This is a genomic window from Paraburkholderia sp. CNPSo 3076, assembly GCF_026343935.1.
In the GTDB taxonomy this organism is placed as follows: domain Bacteria; phylum Pseudomonadota; class Gammaproteobacteria; order Burkholderiales; family Burkholderiaceae; genus Paraburkholderia; species Paraburkholderia nodosa.
Window position 1 is genome coordinate 146,436 of the sequence record NZ_JAPMAL010000017.1, and the last position, 19,002, is coordinate 165,437.

Below are 19,002 nucleotides of genomic sequence, written 5' to 3' on the forward strand. Positions count from 1 at the left end.
ATTTCTTTTACGCGTCGGCGTCGGCGGCAACGGCCAGGCGCACGCCCGCGCGCGCCGCGACCGCGTTGAGCAGCACGTTCGCGCCGGCGGTGACGTCTGCCGGCAACGCGTCCTCAGCTTCGTTGTGCGACAGACCGTCCACGCAGGGAATGAACACCATCGCACTCGGGCAGTAGCGCGCGAGGTGGATCGCGTCGTGGCCCGCCCCGCTCACGATACGCTCGTGCGGATAACCGAAGCGCGCCGTTGCCTGCGCGACCAGTTCGACGCACTGCGCGTCGAACGGCGTGGCGGCGCTCGTCCAGCAATGTGCGATCTGCACGTCGAGGCCGCGCGCCGCGGCCACGTCCGCGCATAGCGCGCGCAAATCGCGCTCCATCGCATCGAGTTGCGCATCGTCGGGATGGCGCAGATCGACGGTGAACGTCAGGTTCGCCGCGATCGTGTTGCGCGACGCGTTCGCGATCTGCGCCTGGCCGATCGTCACGAGACCAAGCGGTGCGTAGCGCGCCATCGTGCGTTCGATCTCGAGCGACATCTGCGCCGCGCCGAACCACGCATCCTTGCGATAGCGCATCGGCGTCGTGCCCGCGTGCGCAGCCACGCCCGTTACGTTTACGTCGAACCAGCGGATTGCCTGGCCGCCCGTCACGACGCCGATGGTCGTGCCGTTCGCCTCCAGAATCGGGCCCTGCTCGATATGGGCTTCGAAGTAGGCGTCGACGGCCACGCCTTGCACGGCACGCGCGCCGCGCGCGCCGCATGCGTCGAGCGCGGCGCCGAGAGTCACGCCTTCGGCGTCCGTGCGCGCGAGGGCGTCTGCGAGCGTCATCGCGCCCGCGAACACCGCCGAGCCCAGCATCGCCGGCGTGAAGCGCGCGCCCTCCTCGTTGGTCCACGAGCAGATCTCGATCGGCTTCACGGTGCGCGCACCCGCGTCGTTGAGCGCGCGCACGACTTCGAGCGCGGCGAGCACGCCGTATACGCCGTCGAAGCGGCCGCCTTCGGGCTGCGTGTCGAGATGGCTGCCCATCAGCACGGGCGCGGCCTGCGCGTCGTCGCCTTCGCGGCGCGCGAACAGGTTCCCCACTTCGTCGGTCCACACCGTCATGCCCGCCTCGCGGCACCAGCGCGCGAACAGCTCACGGCCGCGCTGGTCTTCCTCGGTGAGCGCGAGGCGGCGCACGCCGCCGCCCGCCGTCGCGCCAATACGCGCCATCTCCATGAGGCTCGCCCACAGGCGCGGCCCGTCGATCTGCAAAAGGTCTTTCATCGGTCCATCCATTTCAGTCGAACTAGTCATTCCACGTGCACAACATCAGCGCGTGCTCAGCGCCTCGGCGGCGGCCGCCTCGTCATGCGCATGCTGGTGGCGGCGCGCGTCGAGCGCGACGATGCACAGCAGCGAGACGCCCGCGAGGCACGTATAGAACACGGCGAGCGGCCACCACTGCCCCACATAGCGATGCGCGAGCCACGTACCGACGAGCGGCGTGAGCCCGCCCGCGATCGCGCCGCACACCTGGTAAGAGAGCGAAATCGCGGAGTAGCGCACGCGCGTGGGGAACACGCCGGAGACGAAGCCTGCGATCACCGAATAGAAGCTCGCCATGCAGACCACGGCGATCGCGATGCCGATCACCATCGGTACGACCTTGCCGCTTTGCACGAGCACGAACATCGGATACGGCGAGAGCATCGCAGCGAGCGCCGCGCACTTGAGGAAGCGCGCGCCGCCCATGCGTTCGGCGAGCCACGCGGCGAGCGGCTGCACGAGGAACTGGATGATCGCGACCGCGAACAGACAGTCGAGAATGAGCGAGCGCGTGATGCCGACGTACTGCGTGGTGTAGGCGATCATGAACGTGTTGGTAAAGTACACGCCCGCAATGCCGATGGTATTCGCGCCGATGCACAGCAGCACGAGGCCCCACGACGAGCGGAACACTTCGGCGACGGGCAGCTTGAGCGTGCGGCGCTGGTCCTTGAGCTTCTCGAACTCGGGCGACTCGTTCACGCCGAGCCGGATCATGATGCCGACCACGAGCAGCACCGCCGAAACGAGAAACGGCAGACGCCAGCCCCAGGAAAGAAAGTCCGCCTTGTCGAGCGACGTGACCGTGCGGAACGCGAGCAGCGAGAGAATCAGGCCCGCAGGCGAACCCAGCTGCGCGAACGAGGCGAAGAACGTGCGGCGGCCTTCGGGCGCGTGCTCGCCCGCCATCAGCACCGCGCCGCCCCACTCGCCGCCCACGGCGATGCCCTGCACCACGCGCAGCAGCACGAGCAGCACCGGTGCGAGCATCCCCACGCTCGCATACGAAGGCAGCAGGCCGACGCAGACGGTCGCGACGCCCATCATCATCAGCGTGGTCATGAGCGCTTTCTTGCGGCCGATGCGGTCCCCAAGATGGCCGAAGATCAGGCCGCCGAGCGGGCGCGCGAAGAACCCGACGGCGAAGGTCGCGAACGACGCCATCGTGCTCACGAAGGGGTCTTCAGAAGGGAAATACAGTTCGCCGAAAACGAGCGCGGCGGCCGTGGCATAAATGTAGAAGTCGTACCACTCGATCATCGTGCCGATGAACGCCGCGGCGGCGGCGCGCACCGGTTGCCGGGTGCTGGACTGCGGGTTAGCCATGCGTCGGTCTCCTTCAGGCGCGTTTGGGATGAATTTGTGTTGCATGCACGCTTTATCGCTAGCCACAAATCATTAGTCAAATTTCGCGTTATTATTCGGCGCATAAATTCAACTAATACCCTTGGCGCACCACCGCGCCGGGAGACCGCCCATGCGCGCCGACACCACCCGCTTTCTCAACGACCGTCTCGACTGGAACCTGCTGCGCACCTATCTCGCGATCATGCAGGAGCGCAGCCTGAGCCGCGCCGCCGCGCGCCTGTACGTCACGCAGCCGGCCGTGAGCCAGGCGCTCAAGCGGCTCGAAGACGCGCTCGGCCGCAAGCTGATCGAGCGCCGCGGCGCGCAGTTCGTGCCGACCGAGGCCGGCGAGGAGGTCTATCGCATTGCCAGCGACATCTACGGGACGATTTCGCAGCTCGAAACCGGGCTAGACGAACGCACCGCCGACATTACCGGCTCGATCCGCCTGCTCACGGTGAGCCGCATCGAGTCGCGCGTGTACGACGAATTTCTCGCGGAATTCCACACGGCCTACCCGCGCATCGATCTGCAGATCGAAGTGATGCGCTCGTCGGACATCATCTCGTCGCTGCTGCAGAAAACGGCGACCGCAGGCTTGAGCCTGTGCCGCACGCCCATCGACAAGCTGGACATGCGCTGCTTTCTGCGCCAGCGCTACGCGATGTTCTGCGGCCGGCATCACCGGCTCTTCGGGCTCTCGCAGTTGACGATGGACGACCTGCTCGCGGAGAATTTCGTCTCCTTCACGAGCGACCAGATTGGCGACAGCCTTTCGCCGCTCACGGTGTTTCGCGACCAGCGCGGCTTCACGGGGCGGATCGTGGCGTCGTCACCGAGTCTGGACGAGGTGCGGCGACTGATCTTTGCGGGCTACGGCATTGGCTGCCTGCCCGAGCATACGGTGCGGGATGATCTGGCGCGGCAGCGCCTGTGGCGGCTGCCGCCGGAGGAAGGGCTCGTGGACGTCGATATCCACTTGCTGTGGCATCGCGACCGCAAGCGCAATGCGGCCGAAGAAGCATTCTTCGACGCGATGGAGCGCTGCATGCAGCGCCATGCGCTCGCGGAGCGCCTGTAGTACCGCTGGCGCGGCCGCGAACGTTGCAGGAGAAACGATTAGAACCCGCGTGCGAGCACCGCAACGCCGATCGTCACGATACCCAGCACGAGGTTGATGACGACGAGGCGGCGCACGGTGCCCACGGCGCGCGCGCCGTCGGGCCACTTCTGCGCCTGCACGGCGCGGCGGATGCGCGGAAACACGGCGAAGCGGATGTGGCCGAAGATCAGCATCATCAGCACGCCCAGGCCCGCCATGGCATGCAGTTGCCAGGTGGCATGCTCGCCGCCGAACTGCATGAGCAGGAAGCCGCCGGTCAGCAGGATCACGATCACCGAGACGCCCACCCAGTTGAAGAAGCGGCCGAACACCGATTCGATGAGCGGCAGGCGCAACTGCGGAGACAGGTCTTCGAGCGCCGGGCGCAGACAGAAATGCGCGAAGATCATGCCGCCCACCCAGACGGCGACGCCCAGCAGATGCAGAAAGAGCGCGACTGCGATCGCGTGGCCCATGCTTGAATTCCCTCGTAACGTGTCATTATCGGCGGCATGTCGACGGGAGTGAGTGCAACGCACGAACTCCCGTCCCATGCCTTTGCGCGGCATTATTCCATGCCGCGCCGCGATTCGCGCCGGATATGTGTCGGCCGGAGTTGGTGCTTTTGCACTTTGCGATCCGGAGTTAGCGCTTCAGCGCTTACTCCGGCCCCATGCAAAGCCCCGTTTACCGCGGCAACACCGGACGCATCTCCGTCACGACCTTGAGCTTCGAGTCCGGCGCGCGGCCCTTGCGTGCGCGCTTGCCGATCTGCGGGGCCAGCACCGCGCCCGCCATCAGGTCCTCGGCCGCCTTGCCGCCGCGGCCCGTGCCCACGAGCACGACGCCCGCCGCGCTGATCGCGAGCGCCTGCACGAGCTTCTCATTGTCGTCGAGCTGCATGAGCGTGACGCCGCGCCCGCCGCCGGAGAGCGTCTTCATCTCGTCGAGGCCGAACACCAGCAAACGACCGCTCGACGACAGACACGCCACCTGCAGCGCGTCGGGCAGCATCGGCATCGGCGCGAGCGGCACGCAGCCCTCGTCGATCGTCATGAACGCCTTGCCCGCCTTCACGCGGCTCACCATGTCGCCGATCTTCGCGATGAAGCCAAAGCCGTTGCTCGACGCCAGCAGCAATTGCTGTTCCGCATTCGCCGCGAAGTAGTGCAGCAGATGCGTGCCCGCTTCGAGTTCGATGAGCGACGTGACCGGCACGCCGTCACCGCGGCCGCCAGGCAGATTCGCAATCGACACGGAATAGACGCGGCCATTGCTGCCCCACGCGATGAGCGTGTCGGGCGTGCGGCACTGGAACGCCGCATAGAGACCGTCGCCGGCCTTGAACGTGAAGCCTTGCGTATCGAGCCCGTGGCCCTTGAGCGCACGCACCCAGCCCTTCTGCGACACGACGACCGTGACCGGCTCGTCCACCACGCGCGCTTCGAAGCTCGCACGCTTTTCCTGCTGGATCAGCGTGCGGCGATCGTCGCCGTACTGTTTCGCGTCGGCTTCGATTTCCCTCACGATGAGCCGCTTCATCGACGAGTCGTTCGCGAGCAGTTCTTCGAGCTTCGCCTTCTCGTCGCGCAGCTCCGCGAGTTCCTTCTCGATCTTGATCTTCTCGAGCCGCGCCAACTGACGCAGACGGATTTCAAGAATGTCCTCGGCCTGGCGCTCCGAGAGTCCGAAGGCGCTCATCAGCGCGCTCTTGGGCTCGTCCGACTCGCGGATGATGCGGATGACCTCGTCGATATTGAGGAAGACGATCATCCGCCCTTCGAGGATATGGATGCGGTCGTCGACCTTGGTGAGACGATGCTGCGTGCGGCGCGTGACCGTGGCGAAACGGAAACCGATCCACTCGCCCAGAATCTCGCTGATGCCCTTCTGGCGCGGCCGCCCATCGGCGCCGATCATCACGAGGTTCAGCGATGCGTTCGATTCGAGGCTCGTGTTCGCGAGCAGCGAGTTGACGAACTCGGCCTGGTCGATGCGGCTCGTCTTGGGCTCGAACACGAGGCGCACGGGCGCGTCCTTGCCCGACTCGTCGCGCACGGCGTCGAGCAGCCCGAGCATGGTCTGCTTGCTCTGCAACTGCTCGGGCGTGAGCGTCTTCTTGCCGAGCTTGAGCTTCGGGTTCGTGAGTTCCTCGATCTCTTCGAGGACCTTCTGGCCCGAGGTGTTCGGCGGCAACTCGGTCACCACGAGTTGCCACTGGCCGCGCGCGAGGTCCTCGATCTTCCAGCGCGCGCGCACCTTGAGGCTGCCGCGGCCCGACTCGTAAGCCGCCGCAATTTCCGCGTCGCTCGAAATGATCTGGCCGCCGCCCGGGAAATCGGGCCCCGGCAGCTTCTCCATGATCTCCGCGTGCGAAAGCTTCGGGTTGCGAATCATCGCTACCGCCGCAGACGCGACTTCGCGCAGGTTATGCGAAGGAATTTCCGTTGCGAGACCCACCGCGATGCCCGACGCGCCGTTGAGCAGCAGCATGGGCAGGCGCGCGGGCAGCGTCTTCGGCTCCTGGAACGAGCCGTCGTAGTTCGGCATGAAATCGACAGTGCCCATGTCGATTTCGTCGAGCAAGAGCTTCGCGATGGGCGTCAGACGCGCTTCGGTGTAGCGCATGGCCGCCGCGCCGTCGCCGTCGCGCGAGCCGAAATTGCCCTGGCCGTCGATGAGCGGGTAGCGCATCGAGAAGTCCTGGGCGAGGCGCACGAGCGCGTCGTAGGCCGACTGGTCGCCGTGCGGGTGGTACTTGCCGAGCACGTCGCCCACCACGCGCGCCGACTTCACGGGCTTGGCGTTGTCGCCGAGACCCATTTCGTTCATCGCGAAGAGAATGCGCCGCTGCACCGGCTTCTGGCCGTCGCAGACGTCGGGCAGCGCGCGGCCCTTCACCACGCTCACCGCGTAGTCGAGGTAGGCGCGTTCCGCGTAGTGGCCGAGCGTGAGCGTGTCGCCGCTCGGGGCGTCCGTCACTTCAGCAAAGAGATCGTCCATGTTTCAATCAGTCCGTAATCGTGTGTGCGCCTGCGCGTATCAGATATCCGCTTCGACTTCGTTGCCCTTCTCTTCGAGCCACGAACGGCGCGAGGCCGCTTCGCCCTTGCCCATGAGCATCGTCATGCGCGCGACCGTGGCCTCGTAGTCGAGGTCGCCGAGCGCGATGGGCGAAAGGCGCCGCGTGTCGGGGTTCATCGTCGTGTCCCAAAGCTGCTCGGCGCTCATTTCGCCCAGACCCTTGAAGCGGCTGATACTCCATTGCGTCTCGCGCACACCGTCCTTGCGCAGCTTGTCGAGGATCGCTTCGAGTTCGCCTTCGTCGAGCGCATAGAGCTTCTGCGCGGGCTTCTTGCCGCGCGCGGGCGCATCCACGCGGAACAGCGGCGGGCGCGCCACGCACACGTGACCGCGCTCGATGAGCTGCGGGAAATGCTTGAAGAAGAGCGTGAGCAGCAGCACCTGGATGTGCGAGCCATCGACGTCGGCATCGGAAAGAATGCAGATCTTGCCGTAGCGCAGATTCGAAAGATCGACGGTCTCGTCGGGGCTGTGCGGATCGACGCCGATCGCCACCGAAATATCGTGCACTTCGTTGTTCGCGAAGAGCCGGTCGCGCTCGGTCTCCCACGTGTTGAGCACCTTGCCGCGCAGCGGCAGGATGGCCTGGTACTCCTTGTCGCGCCCCATCTTCGCGGAGCCGCCAGCCGAGTCGCCCTCGACCAGGAAGAGTTCGTTGCGCGCGATGTCGGTCGATTCGCAGTCGGTGAGCTTGCCGGGCAGCACGGCCACGCCCGAGCTCTTGCGCTTCTCGACTTTCTGGCCCGCGCGCGTGCGCGCCTGCGCCTGCTTGATGACGAGATCGGCAAGCTTCTTGCCGTGCTCGACGTGCTGGTTGAGCCACAGCTCCAGAGCCGGACGCGAGAACGACGAAACGAGCTTCACGGCGTCGCGGCTGTTCAGGCGCTCCTTGATCTGCCCCTGGAACTGCGGGTCGAGCACCTTCGCCGAGAGCACGAACGAGACGCGCGCAAAGACGTCTTCGGGCAGCAGCTTCACGCCTTTCGGCTGAAGATTGTGCAATTCGACGAAGCTCTTCACGGCCTGGAAGAGACCGTCGCGCAGCCCGCTTTCGTGCGTGCCGCCCGCAGGCGTGGGGATCAGGTTCACGTACGACTCGCGCGTGAGCGAGCCTTCCTCGCACCACGCCACGACCCACGCGGCGCCCTCGCCTTCGGCGAAGGTGTCGTCGGTGGTGCGCGCGTCGGCGTAGCGCTCGCCTTCGAACAGCGGAATCAGCAGGTCGGCGCCGCCCATGCCTTCGAGCAGATAGCCGCGCAGGCCGTCTTCGTACTTCCAGCTCTGGCGCTCGCCGGTCTTCTCGATCACGAGCGTGACCTCGACGCCGGGCAGCAGCACGGCCTTCGAGCGCAACAGACGCTGCAGCTCGCCGAGCGGCAGGTTGGGCGAATCGAAATACTTGGGATCGGCCCACGCGGTCACGCGCGTGCCGGTTTTCTTATCGTCGCGCGCGACGTTGCGCGTGGTGAGCTGCCTCGTGACGTTGCCGTCCGAGAAGCCGATTTCGGCGACCTTGCCGTCGCGCCAGACGGTTACGTCGAGGCGCGTCGAAAGCGCGTTGGTGACCGAGACGCCCACGCCGTGCAGGCCGCCCGAGAAGGTATAGGCGCCGCCTGCAGCCTTGTCGAACTTGCCGCCCGCGTGCAGGCGCGTGAAGACGATTTCGACGACGGGCACCTTCTCGTCGGGGTGCAGGCCGAACGGAATGCCGCGGCCGTCGTCCTCGACGGAGACGGAATGGTCGGCGTGCAGCGTCACGGTAATGCGCTTGCCGTAGCCGCCGAGCGCTTCGTCCGAGGCGTTGTCGATGACTTCCTGGATGATGTGCAGCGGATTCTCGGTGCGCGTATACATGCCCGGCCGCTGCCGGACGGGCTCGAGGCCCTTGAGCACCTTGATCGACGCTTCGCTATAGCCAGTGTTTCCAGCGTTGGACTTCTTCGTTGACATGGTGATCCACAGGGGGTTGTCCGCGCGCTTGTCCACAGGTCCTGTGGACATCTGCGGGGAAAACGCGTTGAGCGTTCAAAAAAACCGATACGAAACAACGAGGTGAACCGGCTGCGCGCCGCGGTGGCAGGTGCGCTCGCGGCGGCGCGGTGGTTCGCGCAGTTGTTCGAATTCGCGAGGTATTGTACTGATTTGGGCCCGCACGGCAATTTGCTTGGGGGTTGGCTGGCTGAATGGATGAGTACGGTCCGCCCGTCCGCCTTAAAAAAAAGCGGCCTTCATCAGGCCGCTTTCTCTCGCATTACTTGCGCTTGCTCTCCAGCTCCTCCCACCGCTCCAGCGCAACGAGCAACTCCTCGTCGATCGCCGCATAGCGTTCAGTCAGGCGCGTGCCTTCCTGCGCGTCCTTTGCAAAGATCGACCCATCCTCGATCTTCGCGCCGATCGTCTTCTGCTCGGTCTCCAGCGCCTCGATACGCCTGGGCAGCTCCTCCAGCTCGCGCTGCTCCTTGAACGAGAGCTTCACGCTGCGCTGGGCATTGCGTCCGGCCGCGCTATCCTTGGGCGCGGCAGCCGCGGGCGCCGCTTCCTTCGGCGCGCGCGCCTCGGCAATCTCCTGCGCGCGGGCGCTCTGCGTCTGCCAGTCCGTGAAGCCGCCCACGTACTCGTGCCAGCGCCCTTCGCCCTCGGACGCGATCACCGACGTCACCACGTTGTCGAGAAACGCGCGGTCGTGGGAGACGAGCAGCACGGTGCCGTCGTAGTCGGTGAGCAACTCTTCGAGCAGTTCGAGCGTCGGGATGTCGAGGTCGTTGGTCGGTTCGTCGAGCACGAGCACGTTCGCGGGCCGCGCGAACAAACGCGCGAGCAGCAGGCGATTGCGCTCGCCGCCCGAAAGCGACTTCACGGGTGAGCGAGCCCGCTCGGGAGCGAACAGGAAGTCGCCGAGATAGCTCATCACGTGCTTCTTCGCGCCGTTGATCTCGACCCAGTCGCTGCCGGGGCTGATGGTATCGGCGAGGCTCTTTTCCATGTCGAGCTGCGCGCGCATCTGGTCGAAGTACGCGACCTGCAGGTTCGTGCCCACGCGCACCGTGCCTTCGTCGGGCTTCAACTCGCCGAGAATCAGCTTCAGCAGCGTGGTCTTGCCCGCGCCGTTCGGACCGACGAAGCCGATCTTGTCGCCGCGCATGACCGTCGACGAGAAGTTATCGACGATCGTGCGGCCGCCATAGCGCTTGGTCACGTCAGCGAGTTCAGCGACGATCTTGCCGGACTTCTCGCCTTGCGCGACGTCGAGCTTCACGTTGCCCTGCACGTTGCGGCGCTCGGCGTGCTCGTTGCGCATCTGCACGAGGCGCGCGATGCGCCCCACACTGCGCGTGCGCCGCGCTTCCACGCCCTTGCGGATCCACACTTCTTCCTGCGCGAGCAGCTTGTCGAACTTCTCGTTCTCCACGCGCTCGACTTCGAGCTGCTGCGCCTTGCGCTCCTGGTACTGCGAGAAGTTGCCCGGATACGAGAGCAGCTTGCCGCGATCGAGTTCGACGATGCGCGTGGCCACGCGGTCGAGAAACGCGCGGTCGTGGGTGATGAAGAGCAGGCTCGAACGCTGCGCCACGAGCAGTTCCTCGAGCCAGCGGATGCCGTCGAAGTCGAGGTGGTTGGTCGGTTCGTCGAGCAGCAGGATATCGGGCTGCACGACGAGCGCGCGCGCGAGCGCCACGCGTTTTTGCATACCGCCCGAGAGCGCGCCCACGCGGGCGTCGCCTTCGAGGCCGATCTGCGCGAGCGTCGTGGCCACGCGCGTGCGCCAGCTCCAGGCGTCGGCATGATCGAGCGACGATTGCAGCGTGTTCATGCGCGCGAGCAGCGCGTCGTGTTCGGCGCCTTCGGGCGTGTCCGCGAGCTGGTGCGCGACCGTGTCGTATTCGTCGAGCAGCGCGCGCACGTCGGCGAGGCCCGAGGCGACAGTGTCGAACACCGTGGCGTCGGCGTCGAAGTCGGGCTCCTGCGGCACGTAGACGGTCGAAAGACTCTGCTGGCGCGTGACGAGGCCGTCGTCGGGCCTGGCGAGATCGGCGACGATCGTGAGCAGCGACGACTTGCCCGCGCCGTTGCGGCCGATCAGCCCGACGCGCTCGCCGGCTTCGAGCGAAAAGTCCGCGTAGTCGAGCAGCGCGACGTGGCCGAACGCCAGTTGCGCGCCTGTGATGGTGTAAAGCGACATGGATGGAAAGCGATGCGTGCGGTGGACCTGAAGGGGGCATTGTACCGGGCCGCGCAGGTCGGGCCGCGCAGGTCGGGCCGCGCAGGTCGGGCCTCCGCGTTTAGCTTCCCCTTAGCGCAGCGGCACGCGCGCCGTTTTCCGGTAACATCGCGGGTCGCCCGCGCCGCCCGGCCTTCCAGATAAAGGGCCGCATGACGGGCCGCGCATCGAATCGACTAGACGAAGGACACGCTGTGAGCGAAGTAATCGAGTACAAGAGCTGGGTCTGCCTGATCTGCGGCTGGATCTACAACGAGGAAGAGGCTCTGCCCGACGAAGGCATCGCCGCCGGCACGCGCTTTGCGGAGATTCCCGACGACTGGCGCTGCCCGCTGTGCGACGTGGGCAAGGCGGAATTCGCCGTCGTCGAGTTCTGATTGCGACGACTCCACCGGAGCCAACGGGGCGTCATTTTCGCGCCCGAACACGTTTGCTATACTCTTGGCCCTGTGCCGCGAAATAGCTCGGACCCGCAAGGCCGAACCGCTTCGCGCGCCGCTCCGCGCCATGACGGGTCACTTGGGAAACATGGCGATCGAACGGAGCCATGCTCGACCTCGCGCTCCCTGTAGTTCAATGGATAGAACAAGTGCCTCCTAAGCGCTAGATGCAGGTTCGATTCCTGCCAGGGGGACCAGCCGCTCGGGCCGCGAAGGCCACGCCGCGAAGTCCGCAACCGGTTCGCAAATCCCCGTCCCGTCTCTTTCGCGCACTCGCGCACCTTCTTTGCCGAGCAGGTTTTCCATGGACATCAACAAGCAACTCGCCGCCCTCACCGCCTCCGAACTGCAGACGGCCGGAGCCAGTCAGGCCACCGCCATCGCCGTCAGCGTGCTGCTGCGCCACCTCAATTCGCCCGAACTCGCCCGCCAACTGGGCGCGGCGTTCGAGAACCACCAGGCCGTGATGCTGCAGACGCCCTGGCCCGAGCAGATGCTGAACTCGTTCGAAGCCACGCGGCGTTTCTTCGAAAGCGCGGCCCAGGTGCAAGGCGCGACGCCGCCGGTCGCCGAATAAATGGCATCGGACGAGCTAGTTAGGGGTAAGTACTGAGTTAACTCCCCCTAAAGAAGGGAAAAATAGTGCCGTAATGGCCTTCATGGACACCACTCGTCCCCTCCCCGCCGGCCATATGATGTCGACCCTCATCGACCAGGACATCGCGCACATTCGTCGCGTGATGCCGCTGTCGCTCGCCGGCGACTTCGGCGGTCCGATTCTCCCCGCGAACTACTGGCGCCAGCGGCTGCACCGCCTGCTCGACACCGGTCACGTGAACAAGGGCCAGCTGTGTGAAATCGACAGCCTGCTGCTCATCCTCGATCTGCACGAGCTGAACGTCGCCTCCGCCTCCGCGGCCCTCGCGAAGCAGGCGAACGCCGGCCCGCAACACTCCTGACTTCTCCCTGGATTCGACGCTCGCGCGTGCAGGCATTCGTCCGCGCGGCGCACGTCTGCGCACGCACATCGGGAATTCCTGGTGCCGCGGGTCGACCATCGGTCATAATGTCCGCAAAAATACCCTAACGAGGACATCCGTGCTCACGGCCGAACCGAGAGACCTGCTCCAGCAGGCACGCAAGCGTTTCACGCAACAGCAGATCGCCACACACGTCGGCCGCGACGTGAAGACCGTGCGGCGTTGGGAAAAAGGCGAAACGCCCTGCCCCGCGATGCTCGAAGCCGCACTGCGCGAGCTGCTGCAAGGTGGCGCTCACGCCAATGGCGCAGCGGCGCGCTTTCGCTTCATCGACCTGTTCGCCGGCATCGGCGGCATCCGCAAGGGTTTCGAGGCACACGGCGGAGAGTGCGTCTTCACGAGCGAGTGGAACCCGTTCTCGCGCAAGACCTATCTGGAAAACTATGGCGAGGATCATCCGTTCATCGGCGACATTACGGCCGTGGAGGCCGCCGACGTGCCCGATCACGACGTCCTGCTCGCGGGCTTTCCGTGCCAGCCGTTCTCGATCGCGGGCGTGAGCAAGAAGAACGCGCTTGGCCGTCCGCACGGCTTTGCCTGCACCACGCAGGGCACGCTGTTCTTCGACGTCGCGCGCATCATCGCCGAGAAGCGGCCCGCCGCCTTCCTGCTCGAAAACGTGAAGAACCTGGTCTCGCACGACCGCGGCCGCACGTTCGACGTGATCCTCCAGGTGCTGCGCGACGAGCTCGGCTATGACGTGCACTACCGCGTGATCGATGGAAGCCATTTCACGCCGCAGCATCGCGAACGCATCATCATCGTCGGTTTTCGCGAGCCGGCGGCGTTCTCATGGGACGCGCTCGCACTGCCGGAAGCAGGCCCGCGGCTCGCCACGATCCTGCACCGCACCGACGGCCGCGAGCCGCTGCTGCCGTGGGACGGCGAGCGCTTCGTCGATCACGGCGCGCGCCGCGTGCAGCCGAAGTACACGCTCACGCCGGGGCTCTGGGCCTATCTGCAGCAATACGCCGAGAAGCACCGCGCGGCCGGCAACGGCTTCGGCTACGGCCTCGCGTTTCCCGACAGCGTCACGCGCACGCTTTCTGCGCGCTATCACAAGGACGGCTCGGAGATCCTCGTCTATCAAGGCGAAGGATTGCGCCCGCGCCGCCTCACGCCGCGCGAGTGCGCGCGGCTGATGGGCCTGCCCGACACCTTCCGCATCCCGGTGAGCGACACCCAGGCGTACCGCCAGTTCGGCAACAGCGTGGTGATGCCGGTGATGCGCGAAGTCGCGCGCACGATGATGCCGCATCTCGATGCGTTGCTGGCCGCACAGCACGCAGCACCGCGTGCGGACGCGACGACGGTTCCCACGGTTGCGCACACAACGCGCTCCACGCGCACGACACGCACGTCGCGCGCCACGCGCAACGCGGCGACGGCCACGGCGGGAGGCCGCTGACCGGCGCGCGCCGCGGCCAACCGAAGCGAGGCGACAGACGATGGTGGACGTCGTCGATACCGCGACCCGCAGCCGGATGATGTCCGGCATACGCGGACGCAACACGAAGCCCGAAAAGCTGATCCGCAGTCTGCTGCACCGGCGCGGCTTTCGCTTTCGCCTGAACGTGCGCGAGCTGCCCGGCCGGCCCGACATCGTGCTGCCGCGACGGCGCGCCGTGGTGTTCGTCCACGGCTGCTTCTGGCACGGCCACAACTGCGCGCTCTTCAAGTGGCCACAAACGCGCCCCGAGTTCTGGCGCGAGAAGATCGCGCGCAACCGGCTGAACGACGCCAAGGCACTCGCCGCGCTCGCGGCCCAGGGCTGGCGCGTGGCGGTAGTCTGGGAATGCGCGTTGCGTGGTCCGCAGCACGATCCGCACGCGGTCGTCGAGCGGCTGGCCGCGTGGCTCGAAGACGAGTCGTCGGCCTGGTTCGAGGCGCGTTCATAACGCGCCCTCGCCAGGCATCACACGAAGCGCGACCGCAAGCCGATGCGCCGCGCATGCCAGGCTGCGAAGCTGGCCCTGCTTGAGCAGCCCGCAGTGATAAACTCGATCGACCGGCTGCGCACCCACCTTCACGCGTCACACGTGCTGGCGCAACCGTCCCACGATCCCAAGCGAAGGAGACACCCGATGGCTGATTTCCGACTTTGGTCCGATGACTTTCCCAGCAACGGTTTCATGCCGAAGGCGCAGGAGTTCGACGACCGGGCCTTCGGTGTCGACGGCGACAACGTCTCGCCCGCGCTGCAGTGGGACGAGCCGCCCGCCGACACGCAAAGCTTCGCGCTCACCGTCTACGATCCGGACGCGCCCACGGGCAGCGGCTTCTGGCACTGGGTCGTGGTGAACATTCCGCCCGACGTGCGCTCGCTCGCCCGCAACGCCGGCAAGGCCGACGGCAGCCTGCTCCCGCAGGGCGCGGTGCAGGTGCGCAACGACTACGGCACGGTCGGCTTCGGCGGCGCGGCGCCCCCGCGCGGCGACAAACCCCATCGCTACATCTTCCGCGTGCATGCGCTCAAGGCCGCGCAACTGCCCGTCACGCCAGAAACGACGAACGCGGTGGCGCGCTTCATGACGCATTTGAACGAGGTGGATTCGACCACCTACGTCGGGCTCTATGAACTGAAATAAGCCGCCAGAGAACACCAGAAAACAACATCCAGCCGGCGGCGCACGTCCATCGCGCGCCGCCCCTCCCGTCGATGCCCACGCTTTCCGAACTCTCCGCCGCTTCCGCCGCCGACATCGAAACCGGCCTGCCCTTCCCCCAGCGTTACTACGCAATCCTCGTGGTCGCGCTCGGCATCACGCTCGCCGTGCTCGACGGCGCGATCGCCAACGTCGCGTTGCCGACCATCGCGCGGCACCTTCATGCGAGCGCGGCAAGCTCGATCTGGATCGTCAACGCGTATCAGCTTTCGGTGACCATCTCGCTCTTGCCACTCGCCTCGCTCGGCGACCGCATCGGCTACAAGCGCGTGTATCTGGCCGGCATGGTGCTGTTCACCGTCGCGTCGCTCGGCTGCGCGCTGGCGACCACGCTGCCCGAACTCGCGTTCGCACGCATGGTGCAGGGCTTCGGCGGTGCGGGGATCATGAGCGTGAACACCGCGCTCGTGCGCATGATCTATCCGCGCGCGCAGCTCGGTCGCGGCGTCGCCATCAACGCGATGGTCGTCGCGATCGCGTCGGCGATCGGGCCGACGCTGGCCTCGGGCGTGCTCGCCATCGCGACGTGGCCCTGGCTCTTTGCGATCAACGTGCCGATCGGCATCGCCGCGCTCGTGCTGGGACTGCGCGCGCTGCCCGTGAACGAGCGCCATCCCGCGCCCTACGACTACTTGAGCGCCGTGCTCAACGCTATCGTGTTCGGCCTCCTGATCTTTGCCGTCGACGGTCTCGGCCATGGCGAGAGCAATCGCCTCGTCGCGCTCGAATTCGTGCTCGCGATCGTGATCGGCTGGTTCTTCGTGCGCCGCCAGCTCACGCAGGCCGCTCCGCTCCTGCCCGTCGATCTGCTCGCCAACCCCGTGTTCGCGCTGTCGATCAGCACCTCGGTCTGCTCGTTCTGCGCGCAAATGCTCGCGTTCGTCGCGCTGCCCTTCATGCTGCAGGAGACCTTCGGTTTCTCGCAGGTCGACACGGGCCTCCTCATGACGCCGTGGCCGCTCGTCATCGTCGGCGCCGCACCGCTCTCCGGCGCGCTCTCCGACCGCTATCCAGCGGGCATGCTCGGCGGCATCGGACTCGCGCTCTTCGCGCTCGGCCTGCTCTCGCTCGCCACGCTCGGCGCGCATCCCACGGTGTTCGATATTTGCTGGCGCATGGCCTTGTGCGGCGTGGGCTTCGGCGTGTTCCAGTCGCCCAACAACCGGCAGATCCTTTCCTCCGCGCCACGCGAGCGCAGCGGCGGCGCGAGCGGCATGCTCGGCACCGCGCGCCTCACCGGGCAGACGCTCGGCGCGGCGCTCGTGGCGCTGATCTTCGGCGTTGCACCGCAACAAGGACCGATCACGGCGCTCTACGTGGCGACGGCCTTCGCCGCCGTCGCGGCAGTGGTGAGCCTGCTGCGCCTGATGCCGGGCACCGCGGCGCACACGCCGGGCTAAGAGCGGCCTAACCCTGCGCGTGCGCAGGCACTAACATGAATTCAGGGCGAGCCGCATTCGCGGCCGCGCCCGGCGAGTCAACCTGCCGAACCCGGCAAAGGGGGCTTCCCATGTCACTGATCGTCGCTGGTCGGTTCACGACCTTTCCCGCCGCCGAAGCCGCCGCCGAAAAGCTGTATGCGGGCGGCTTCCTCGAAGAAGACGTCAACCTGTTCTTCGTCAATCCGCGCGGCCAGCATGCGCGCCATGGCGTCCAGGGGACAACCATGGGCGCGCCGCCCACGGTCGCCGCAGTGCACCCGCATCACACCCGCAATATCACCGCAGGCGCCGTGGCGGGCGCCGTGGCGGGCGTGGTGATTTTCAGCGCGTTCTCGGCGGCGCTGCCTTCGGTCGTGATCGCGGCCGGCGTGGGCGCCTGGATCGGCGCGCGCATCGGCGCGAGCGTGGGGGCGAAAGCCGCTGCGCAGCAAATGTCGGCCCACCACGAGAGGGTGCATCGCGAGACGCGCAGCGACGGCGTGCTGCTCTCGGTGCATGTCTGCTACGAGAACCAGGATCTCGCCGCGCAGTTGCTGCGCGACGGTGGCGCCGCCGATATCGAGTGCGCGTCGGGCCAATGGCACGACGGACACTGGGCCGATTTCGATCCGACCCGCCCGCCGATGCCGTTCGCCGCGCCAAGCGGCCAGCGGATCTGAGCGCGCGCCGCGCCGCGTATCGCCGCGTGCCGATCACGCGGATGCAAAAAAACGCGGCGGCCCGAAGGCCGCCGCGTGGATCCATTTGCGTCGAGAGAACGTTAGACGGCCAGGGACGGCACGCACGCCGCCTCGCCTCTCACCCATGCCTCGCTACGCGCGCGCGGCACCCTGCGCCTGTTCGGGCGCGGGCGTCTGCATCGAAGCTTTCCCCGCCGGCGCGGCGTTGCGCGCCCTGGCCGTGACCGAAGCCGCCGTCGCGACGCTGCGCAGATCGGCGAGGAACGTATCGCGCCACACCGAAAGATTGTTCTCGCGCAGCGACACCATCATGTCGTTGTAGCGCGAGACGCGCTCGGCGTGCGGCATGGAGAGCGCGCGCTCCAGGGCCTCGGCCGTCTGGTTCAGGTCGTAGGGATTCACGATCAGCGCACCGGGCATTTGCTCCGCCGCGCCCGCGAACTGCGAAAGCACCAGTACGCCGGGATCGTCGGGATTCTGCGAAGCCACGTATTCCTTCGCCACGAGGTTCATGCCGTCGCGCAGCGGCGCCACGTAACCCACCTGCGCCTCGCGGAATAGCGCCATCAGCAGGTTGCGCTCGTACTTGCGGTTCAGGTACTGGATCGGTGTCCAGTCGAGCTGCGCGAAACGGCCGTTGATGCGGCCCGCCTCGCCTTCGAGATTGCGGCGAATCGTCTGGTAGGTCTGCACGTCGGAGCGCGTTGGCGGCGCGATCTGCAGGAGCGAGACACGGCCATGCCAGCCCGGCCCGTTTTGCAGCAGGCGCTCGAACGCCTGGAAGCGCTCGGCGAGCCCCTTCGAATAATCGAGCCGGTCCACGCTCATGATCAGCTTGCGTCCGCGCATGGCGTCGCGCAGGCTGCGCACGGCCTTGCGGTCGGAGAACTGCGACGAGGCCTTGGCAATGGCGTCCGGATAGATGCCGATGGGGTACGCCCCGACCTTCAGGAAGCGGTCCCACGCGTGGACCATGCCGTCGTCGCTCGCCGTGCCATGGCCGCCGCGCTCGACGTAGTCGAGAAACGCCTGGCGATCGGCGCCGGTCTGGAAGCCGACCACGTCGTAGTGGCACATGAACTTCATGAGTTCTTCGTGCGGCGGCACCGAGCGCATGACTTCGGGCACCGGCAGCGGAATGTGCAGGAAGAAGCCAATTGGGTTCTTCACCCCGAGATCGCGCAGGCAGCGCGCGAACGGAATCAGGTGATAGTCATGCACCCAGATGATGTCGTCGGGCTCGATGAGCGGCTGCAACTGGCGCGCGAGCGACACGTTCACGCGCAGGTAGCCGCCGTACTCCTGGCGCTCGTAGCGCGCGAGGTCGTTGCGGTAGTGGAACGTCGGCCAGAGCGTCGTATTCGAGAAGCCCTTGTAGTACTGGTCATAGTCACGCCGGGTGAGACCCACTGTCGCGTAGGTGACGCTGCCCTGCTGCTCGATGACCGGTGCGCACGGCTCCGCGACGGTCTCGCCGCTCCACCCGAACCACACACCGCCGGTTTCCTTGAGCGCGTCCAATACGCCGACTGCGAGTCCGCCCGCTGCGGGACGGCCCTCCTGGGTCGGCGCAACGCGATTCGATACCACGATCAGTCTGCCCATTGCGGCTCTACCTCCTGTTTCGTTGGGTCCGAAGATGATGCTTCGGGTACGTACGCAAGACG

Annotated in this window: 16 protein-coding genes and 1 tRNA gene; 10 read left to right on the forward strand and 7 right to left on the reverse strand. The window is 66.5% G+C overall.

Translation table 11 applies throughout. The features are described 5' to 3' along the window. Positions 1 to 7: 7 nt before the first annotated feature. Together M3A49_RS21015 and M3A49_RS21020 are read right to left on the reverse strand one after the other, a co-directional pair. The gene (locus M3A49_RS21015; RefSeq protein ID WP_266230678.1) at positions 8 to 1,273 is read right to left on the reverse strand and encodes a Zn-dependent hydrolase; all 1,266 of its coding nucleotides are present in this window, start codon (positions 1,271 to 1,273) and stop codon (positions 8 to 10) included. Between the two features lie 45 nt (positions 1,274 to 1,318). After that, entirely contained in the window at positions 1,319 to 2,641 is a 1,323-nt protein-coding gene (locus M3A49_RS21020; protein ID WP_266230679.1) for an MFS transporter, read from the reverse strand. A 151-nt stretch (positions 2,642 to 2,792) separates the two neighbouring features. Here M3A49_RS21020 and M3A49_RS21025 point away from each other — a divergent pair, with 151 nt between their 5' ends. Beyond that, the gene (locus M3A49_RS21025) at positions 2,793 to 3,743 is read left to right on the forward strand and encodes a LysR family transcriptional regulator (RefSeq protein ID WP_028205771.1); all 951 of its coding nucleotides are present in this window, start codon (positions 2,793 to 2,795) and stop codon (positions 3,741 to 3,743) included. Positions 3,744 to 3,781: 38 nt separating this feature from the next. Here the strand turns inward: M3A49_RS21025 and M3A49_RS21030 are convergent, their stop codons facing one another. The 4 genes from M3A49_RS21030 to M3A49_RS21045 all read right to left on the reverse strand — a co-directional run bounded on the left by M3A49_RS21030 (position 3,782) and on the right by M3A49_RS21045 (position 11,028). Next, positions 3,782 to 4,240: a CopD family protein gene (locus M3A49_RS21030; protein WP_028205772.1), complete on the reverse strand. Its 459-nt coding sequence runs from the start codon at positions 4,238 to 4,240 to the stop codon at positions 3,782 to 3,784. Positions 4,241 to 4,451: 211 nt separating this feature from the next. Continuing rightward, positions 4,452 to 6,767 (reverse strand): DNA topoisomerase IV subunit A, encoded by a 2,316-nt coding sequence (gene parC, locus M3A49_RS21035; protein WP_266230680.1) that lies wholly within the window; start codon positions 6,765 to 6,767, stop codon positions 4,452 to 4,454. A 39-nt stretch (positions 6,768 to 6,806) separates the two neighbouring features. Next, positions 6,807 to 8,798: a DNA topoisomerase IV subunit B gene (locus tag M3A49_RS21040; RefSeq protein ID WP_266230681.1), complete on the reverse strand. Its 1,992-nt coding sequence runs from the start codon at positions 8,796 to 8,798 to the stop codon at positions 6,807 to 6,809. A gap of 301 nt (positions 8,799 to 9,099) precedes the next feature. Next, positions 9,100 to 11,028, reverse strand: coding sequence for an ATP-binding cassette domain-containing protein (locus M3A49_RS21045; RefSeq protein WP_266230682.1), 1,929 nt, complete (start codon positions 11,026 to 11,028; stop codon positions 9,100 to 9,102). 191 nt (positions 11,029 to 11,219) lie between these two features. Here M3A49_RS21045 and M3A49_RS21050 point away from each other — a divergent pair, with 191 nt between their 5' ends. From M3A49_RS21050 to M3A49_RS21090, 9 genes are all read left to right on the forward strand, one after another. Then, a complete protein-coding gene (locus tag M3A49_RS21050) occupies positions 11,220 to 11,444 on the forward strand; it encodes a rubredoxin (RefSeq protein ID WP_266230683.1) in 225 nt (74 codons plus the stop codon). A gap of 185 nt (positions 11,445 to 11,629) precedes the next feature. Further along, positions 11,630 to 11,704, forward strand: a tRNA-Arg gene (locus M3A49_RS21055). A gap of 107 nt (positions 11,705 to 11,811) precedes the next feature. Then, positions 11,812 to 12,084, forward strand: a complete 273-nt coding sequence (locus M3A49_RS21060; RefSeq protein WP_266230684.1) for a hypothetical protein — start codon at positions 11,812 to 11,814, stop codon at positions 12,082 to 12,084. A gap of 73 nt (positions 12,085 to 12,157) precedes the next feature. Beyond that, positions 12,158 to 12,466 (forward strand): hypothetical protein, encoded by a 309-nt coding sequence (locus M3A49_RS21065; protein WP_375542140.1) that lies wholly within the window; start codon positions 12,158 to 12,160, stop codon positions 12,464 to 12,466. Positions 12,467 to 12,605: 139 nt separating this feature from the next. Continuing rightward, entirely contained in the window at positions 12,606 to 13,955 is a 1,350-nt protein-coding gene (gene dcm / locus M3A49_RS21070) for a DNA (cytosine-5-)-methyltransferase (protein WP_323183235.1), read from the forward strand. A gap of 40 nt (positions 13,956 to 13,995) precedes the next feature. Continuing rightward, the gene (locus M3A49_RS21075; protein WP_266230685.1) at positions 13,996 to 14,445 is read left to right on the forward strand and encodes a very short patch repair endonuclease; all 450 of its coding nucleotides are present in this window, start codon (positions 13,996 to 13,998) and stop codon (positions 14,443 to 14,445) included. A gap of 186 nt (positions 14,446 to 14,631) precedes the next feature. Then, positions 14,632 to 15,135, forward strand: a complete 504-nt coding sequence (locus M3A49_RS21080; protein WP_028205781.1) for a YbhB/YbcL family Raf kinase inhibitor-like protein — start codon at positions 14,632 to 14,634, stop codon at positions 15,133 to 15,135. Positions 15,136 to 15,206: 71 nt separating this feature from the next. Then, on the forward strand, positions 15,207 to 16,613 hold the full coding sequence (locus M3A49_RS21085; protein WP_266230686.1) for an MFS transporter: 1,407 nt from the start codon (positions 15,207 to 15,209) through the stop codon (positions 16,611 to 16,613). Positions 16,614 to 16,723: 110 nt separating this feature from the next. Then, positions 16,724 to 17,314, forward strand: a complete 591-nt coding sequence (locus M3A49_RS21090) for a hypothetical protein (RefSeq protein WP_028205783.1) — start codon at positions 16,724 to 16,726, stop codon at positions 17,312 to 17,314. Between the two features lie 153 nt (positions 17,315 to 17,467). On the opposite strand, the gene otsA is transcribed toward M3A49_RS21090, so the two are convergent. Beyond that, the gene (gene otsA / locus M3A49_RS21095; protein ID WP_254355782.1) at positions 17,468 to 18,940 is read right to left on the reverse strand and encodes an alpha,alpha-trehalose-phosphate synthase (UDP-forming); all 1,473 of its coding nucleotides are present in this window, start codon (positions 18,938 to 18,940) and stop codon (positions 17,468 to 17,470) included. Between the last annotated feature and the right edge of the window lie 62 nt (positions 18,941 to 19,002).

Bases quoted from the DNA above. Each gene is read 5' to 3' on its own strand.
- M3A49_RS21025 (WP_028205771.1), top strand. From the start codon at position 2,793: ATGCGCGCCGACACCACCCGCTTTCTCAACGACCGTCTCGACTGGAAC.
- M3A49_RS21085 (WP_266230686.1), top strand. From the start codon at position 15,207: ATGCCCACGCTTTCCGAACTCTCCGCCGCTTCCGCCGCCGACATCGAA.
- M3A49_RS21020 (WP_266230679.1), bottom strand. From the start codon at position 2,641: ATGGCTAACCCGCAGTCCAGCACCCGGCAACCGGTGCGCGCCGCCGCC.
- M3A49_RS21090 (WP_028205783.1), top strand. From the start codon at position 16,724: ATGTCACTGATCGTCGCTGGTCGGTTCACGACCTTTCCCGCCGCCGAA.
- M3A49_RS21075 (WP_266230685.1), top strand. From the start codon at position 13,996: ATGGTGGACGTCGTCGATACCGCGACCCGCAGCCGGATGATGTCCGGC.
- M3A49_RS21065 (WP_375542140.1), top strand. From the start codon at position 12,158: ATGGCCTTCATGGACACCACTCGTCCCCTCCCCGCCGGCCATATGATG.
- M3A49_RS21050 (WP_266230683.1), top strand. From the start codon at position 11,220: ATGACGGGCCGCGCATCGAATCGACTAGACGAAGGACACGCTGTGAGC.
- otsA (WP_254355782.1), bottom strand. From the start codon at position 18,940: ATGGGCAGACTGATCGTGGTATCGAATCGCGTTGCGCCGACCCAGGAG.
- M3A49_RS21040 (WP_266230681.1), bottom strand. From the start codon at position 8,798: ATGTCAACGAAGAAGTCCAACGCTGGAAACACTGGCTATAGCGAAGCG.
- M3A49_RS21015 (WP_266230678.1), bottom strand. From the start codon at position 1,273: ATGAAAGACCTTTTGCAGATCGACGGGCCGCGCCTGTGGGCGAGCCTC.
- M3A49_RS21030 (WP_028205772.1), bottom strand. From the start codon at position 4,240: ATGGGCCACGCGATCGCAGTCGCGCTCTTTCTGCATCTGCTGGGCGTC.
- M3A49_RS21060 (WP_266230684.1), top strand. From the start codon at position 11,812: ATGGACATCAACAAGCAACTCGCCGCCCTCACCGCCTCCGAACTGCAG.
- parC (WP_266230680.1), bottom strand. From the start codon at position 6,767: ATGGACGATCTCTTTGCTGAAGTGACGGACGCCCCGAGCGGCGACACG.
- M3A49_RS21045 (WP_266230682.1), bottom strand. From the start codon at position 11,028: ATGTCGCTTTACACCATCACAGGCGCGCAACTGGCGTTCGGCCACGTC.
- M3A49_RS21080 (WP_028205781.1), top strand. From the start codon at position 14,632: ATGGCTGATTTCCGACTTTGGTCCGATGACTTTCCCAGCAACGGTTTC.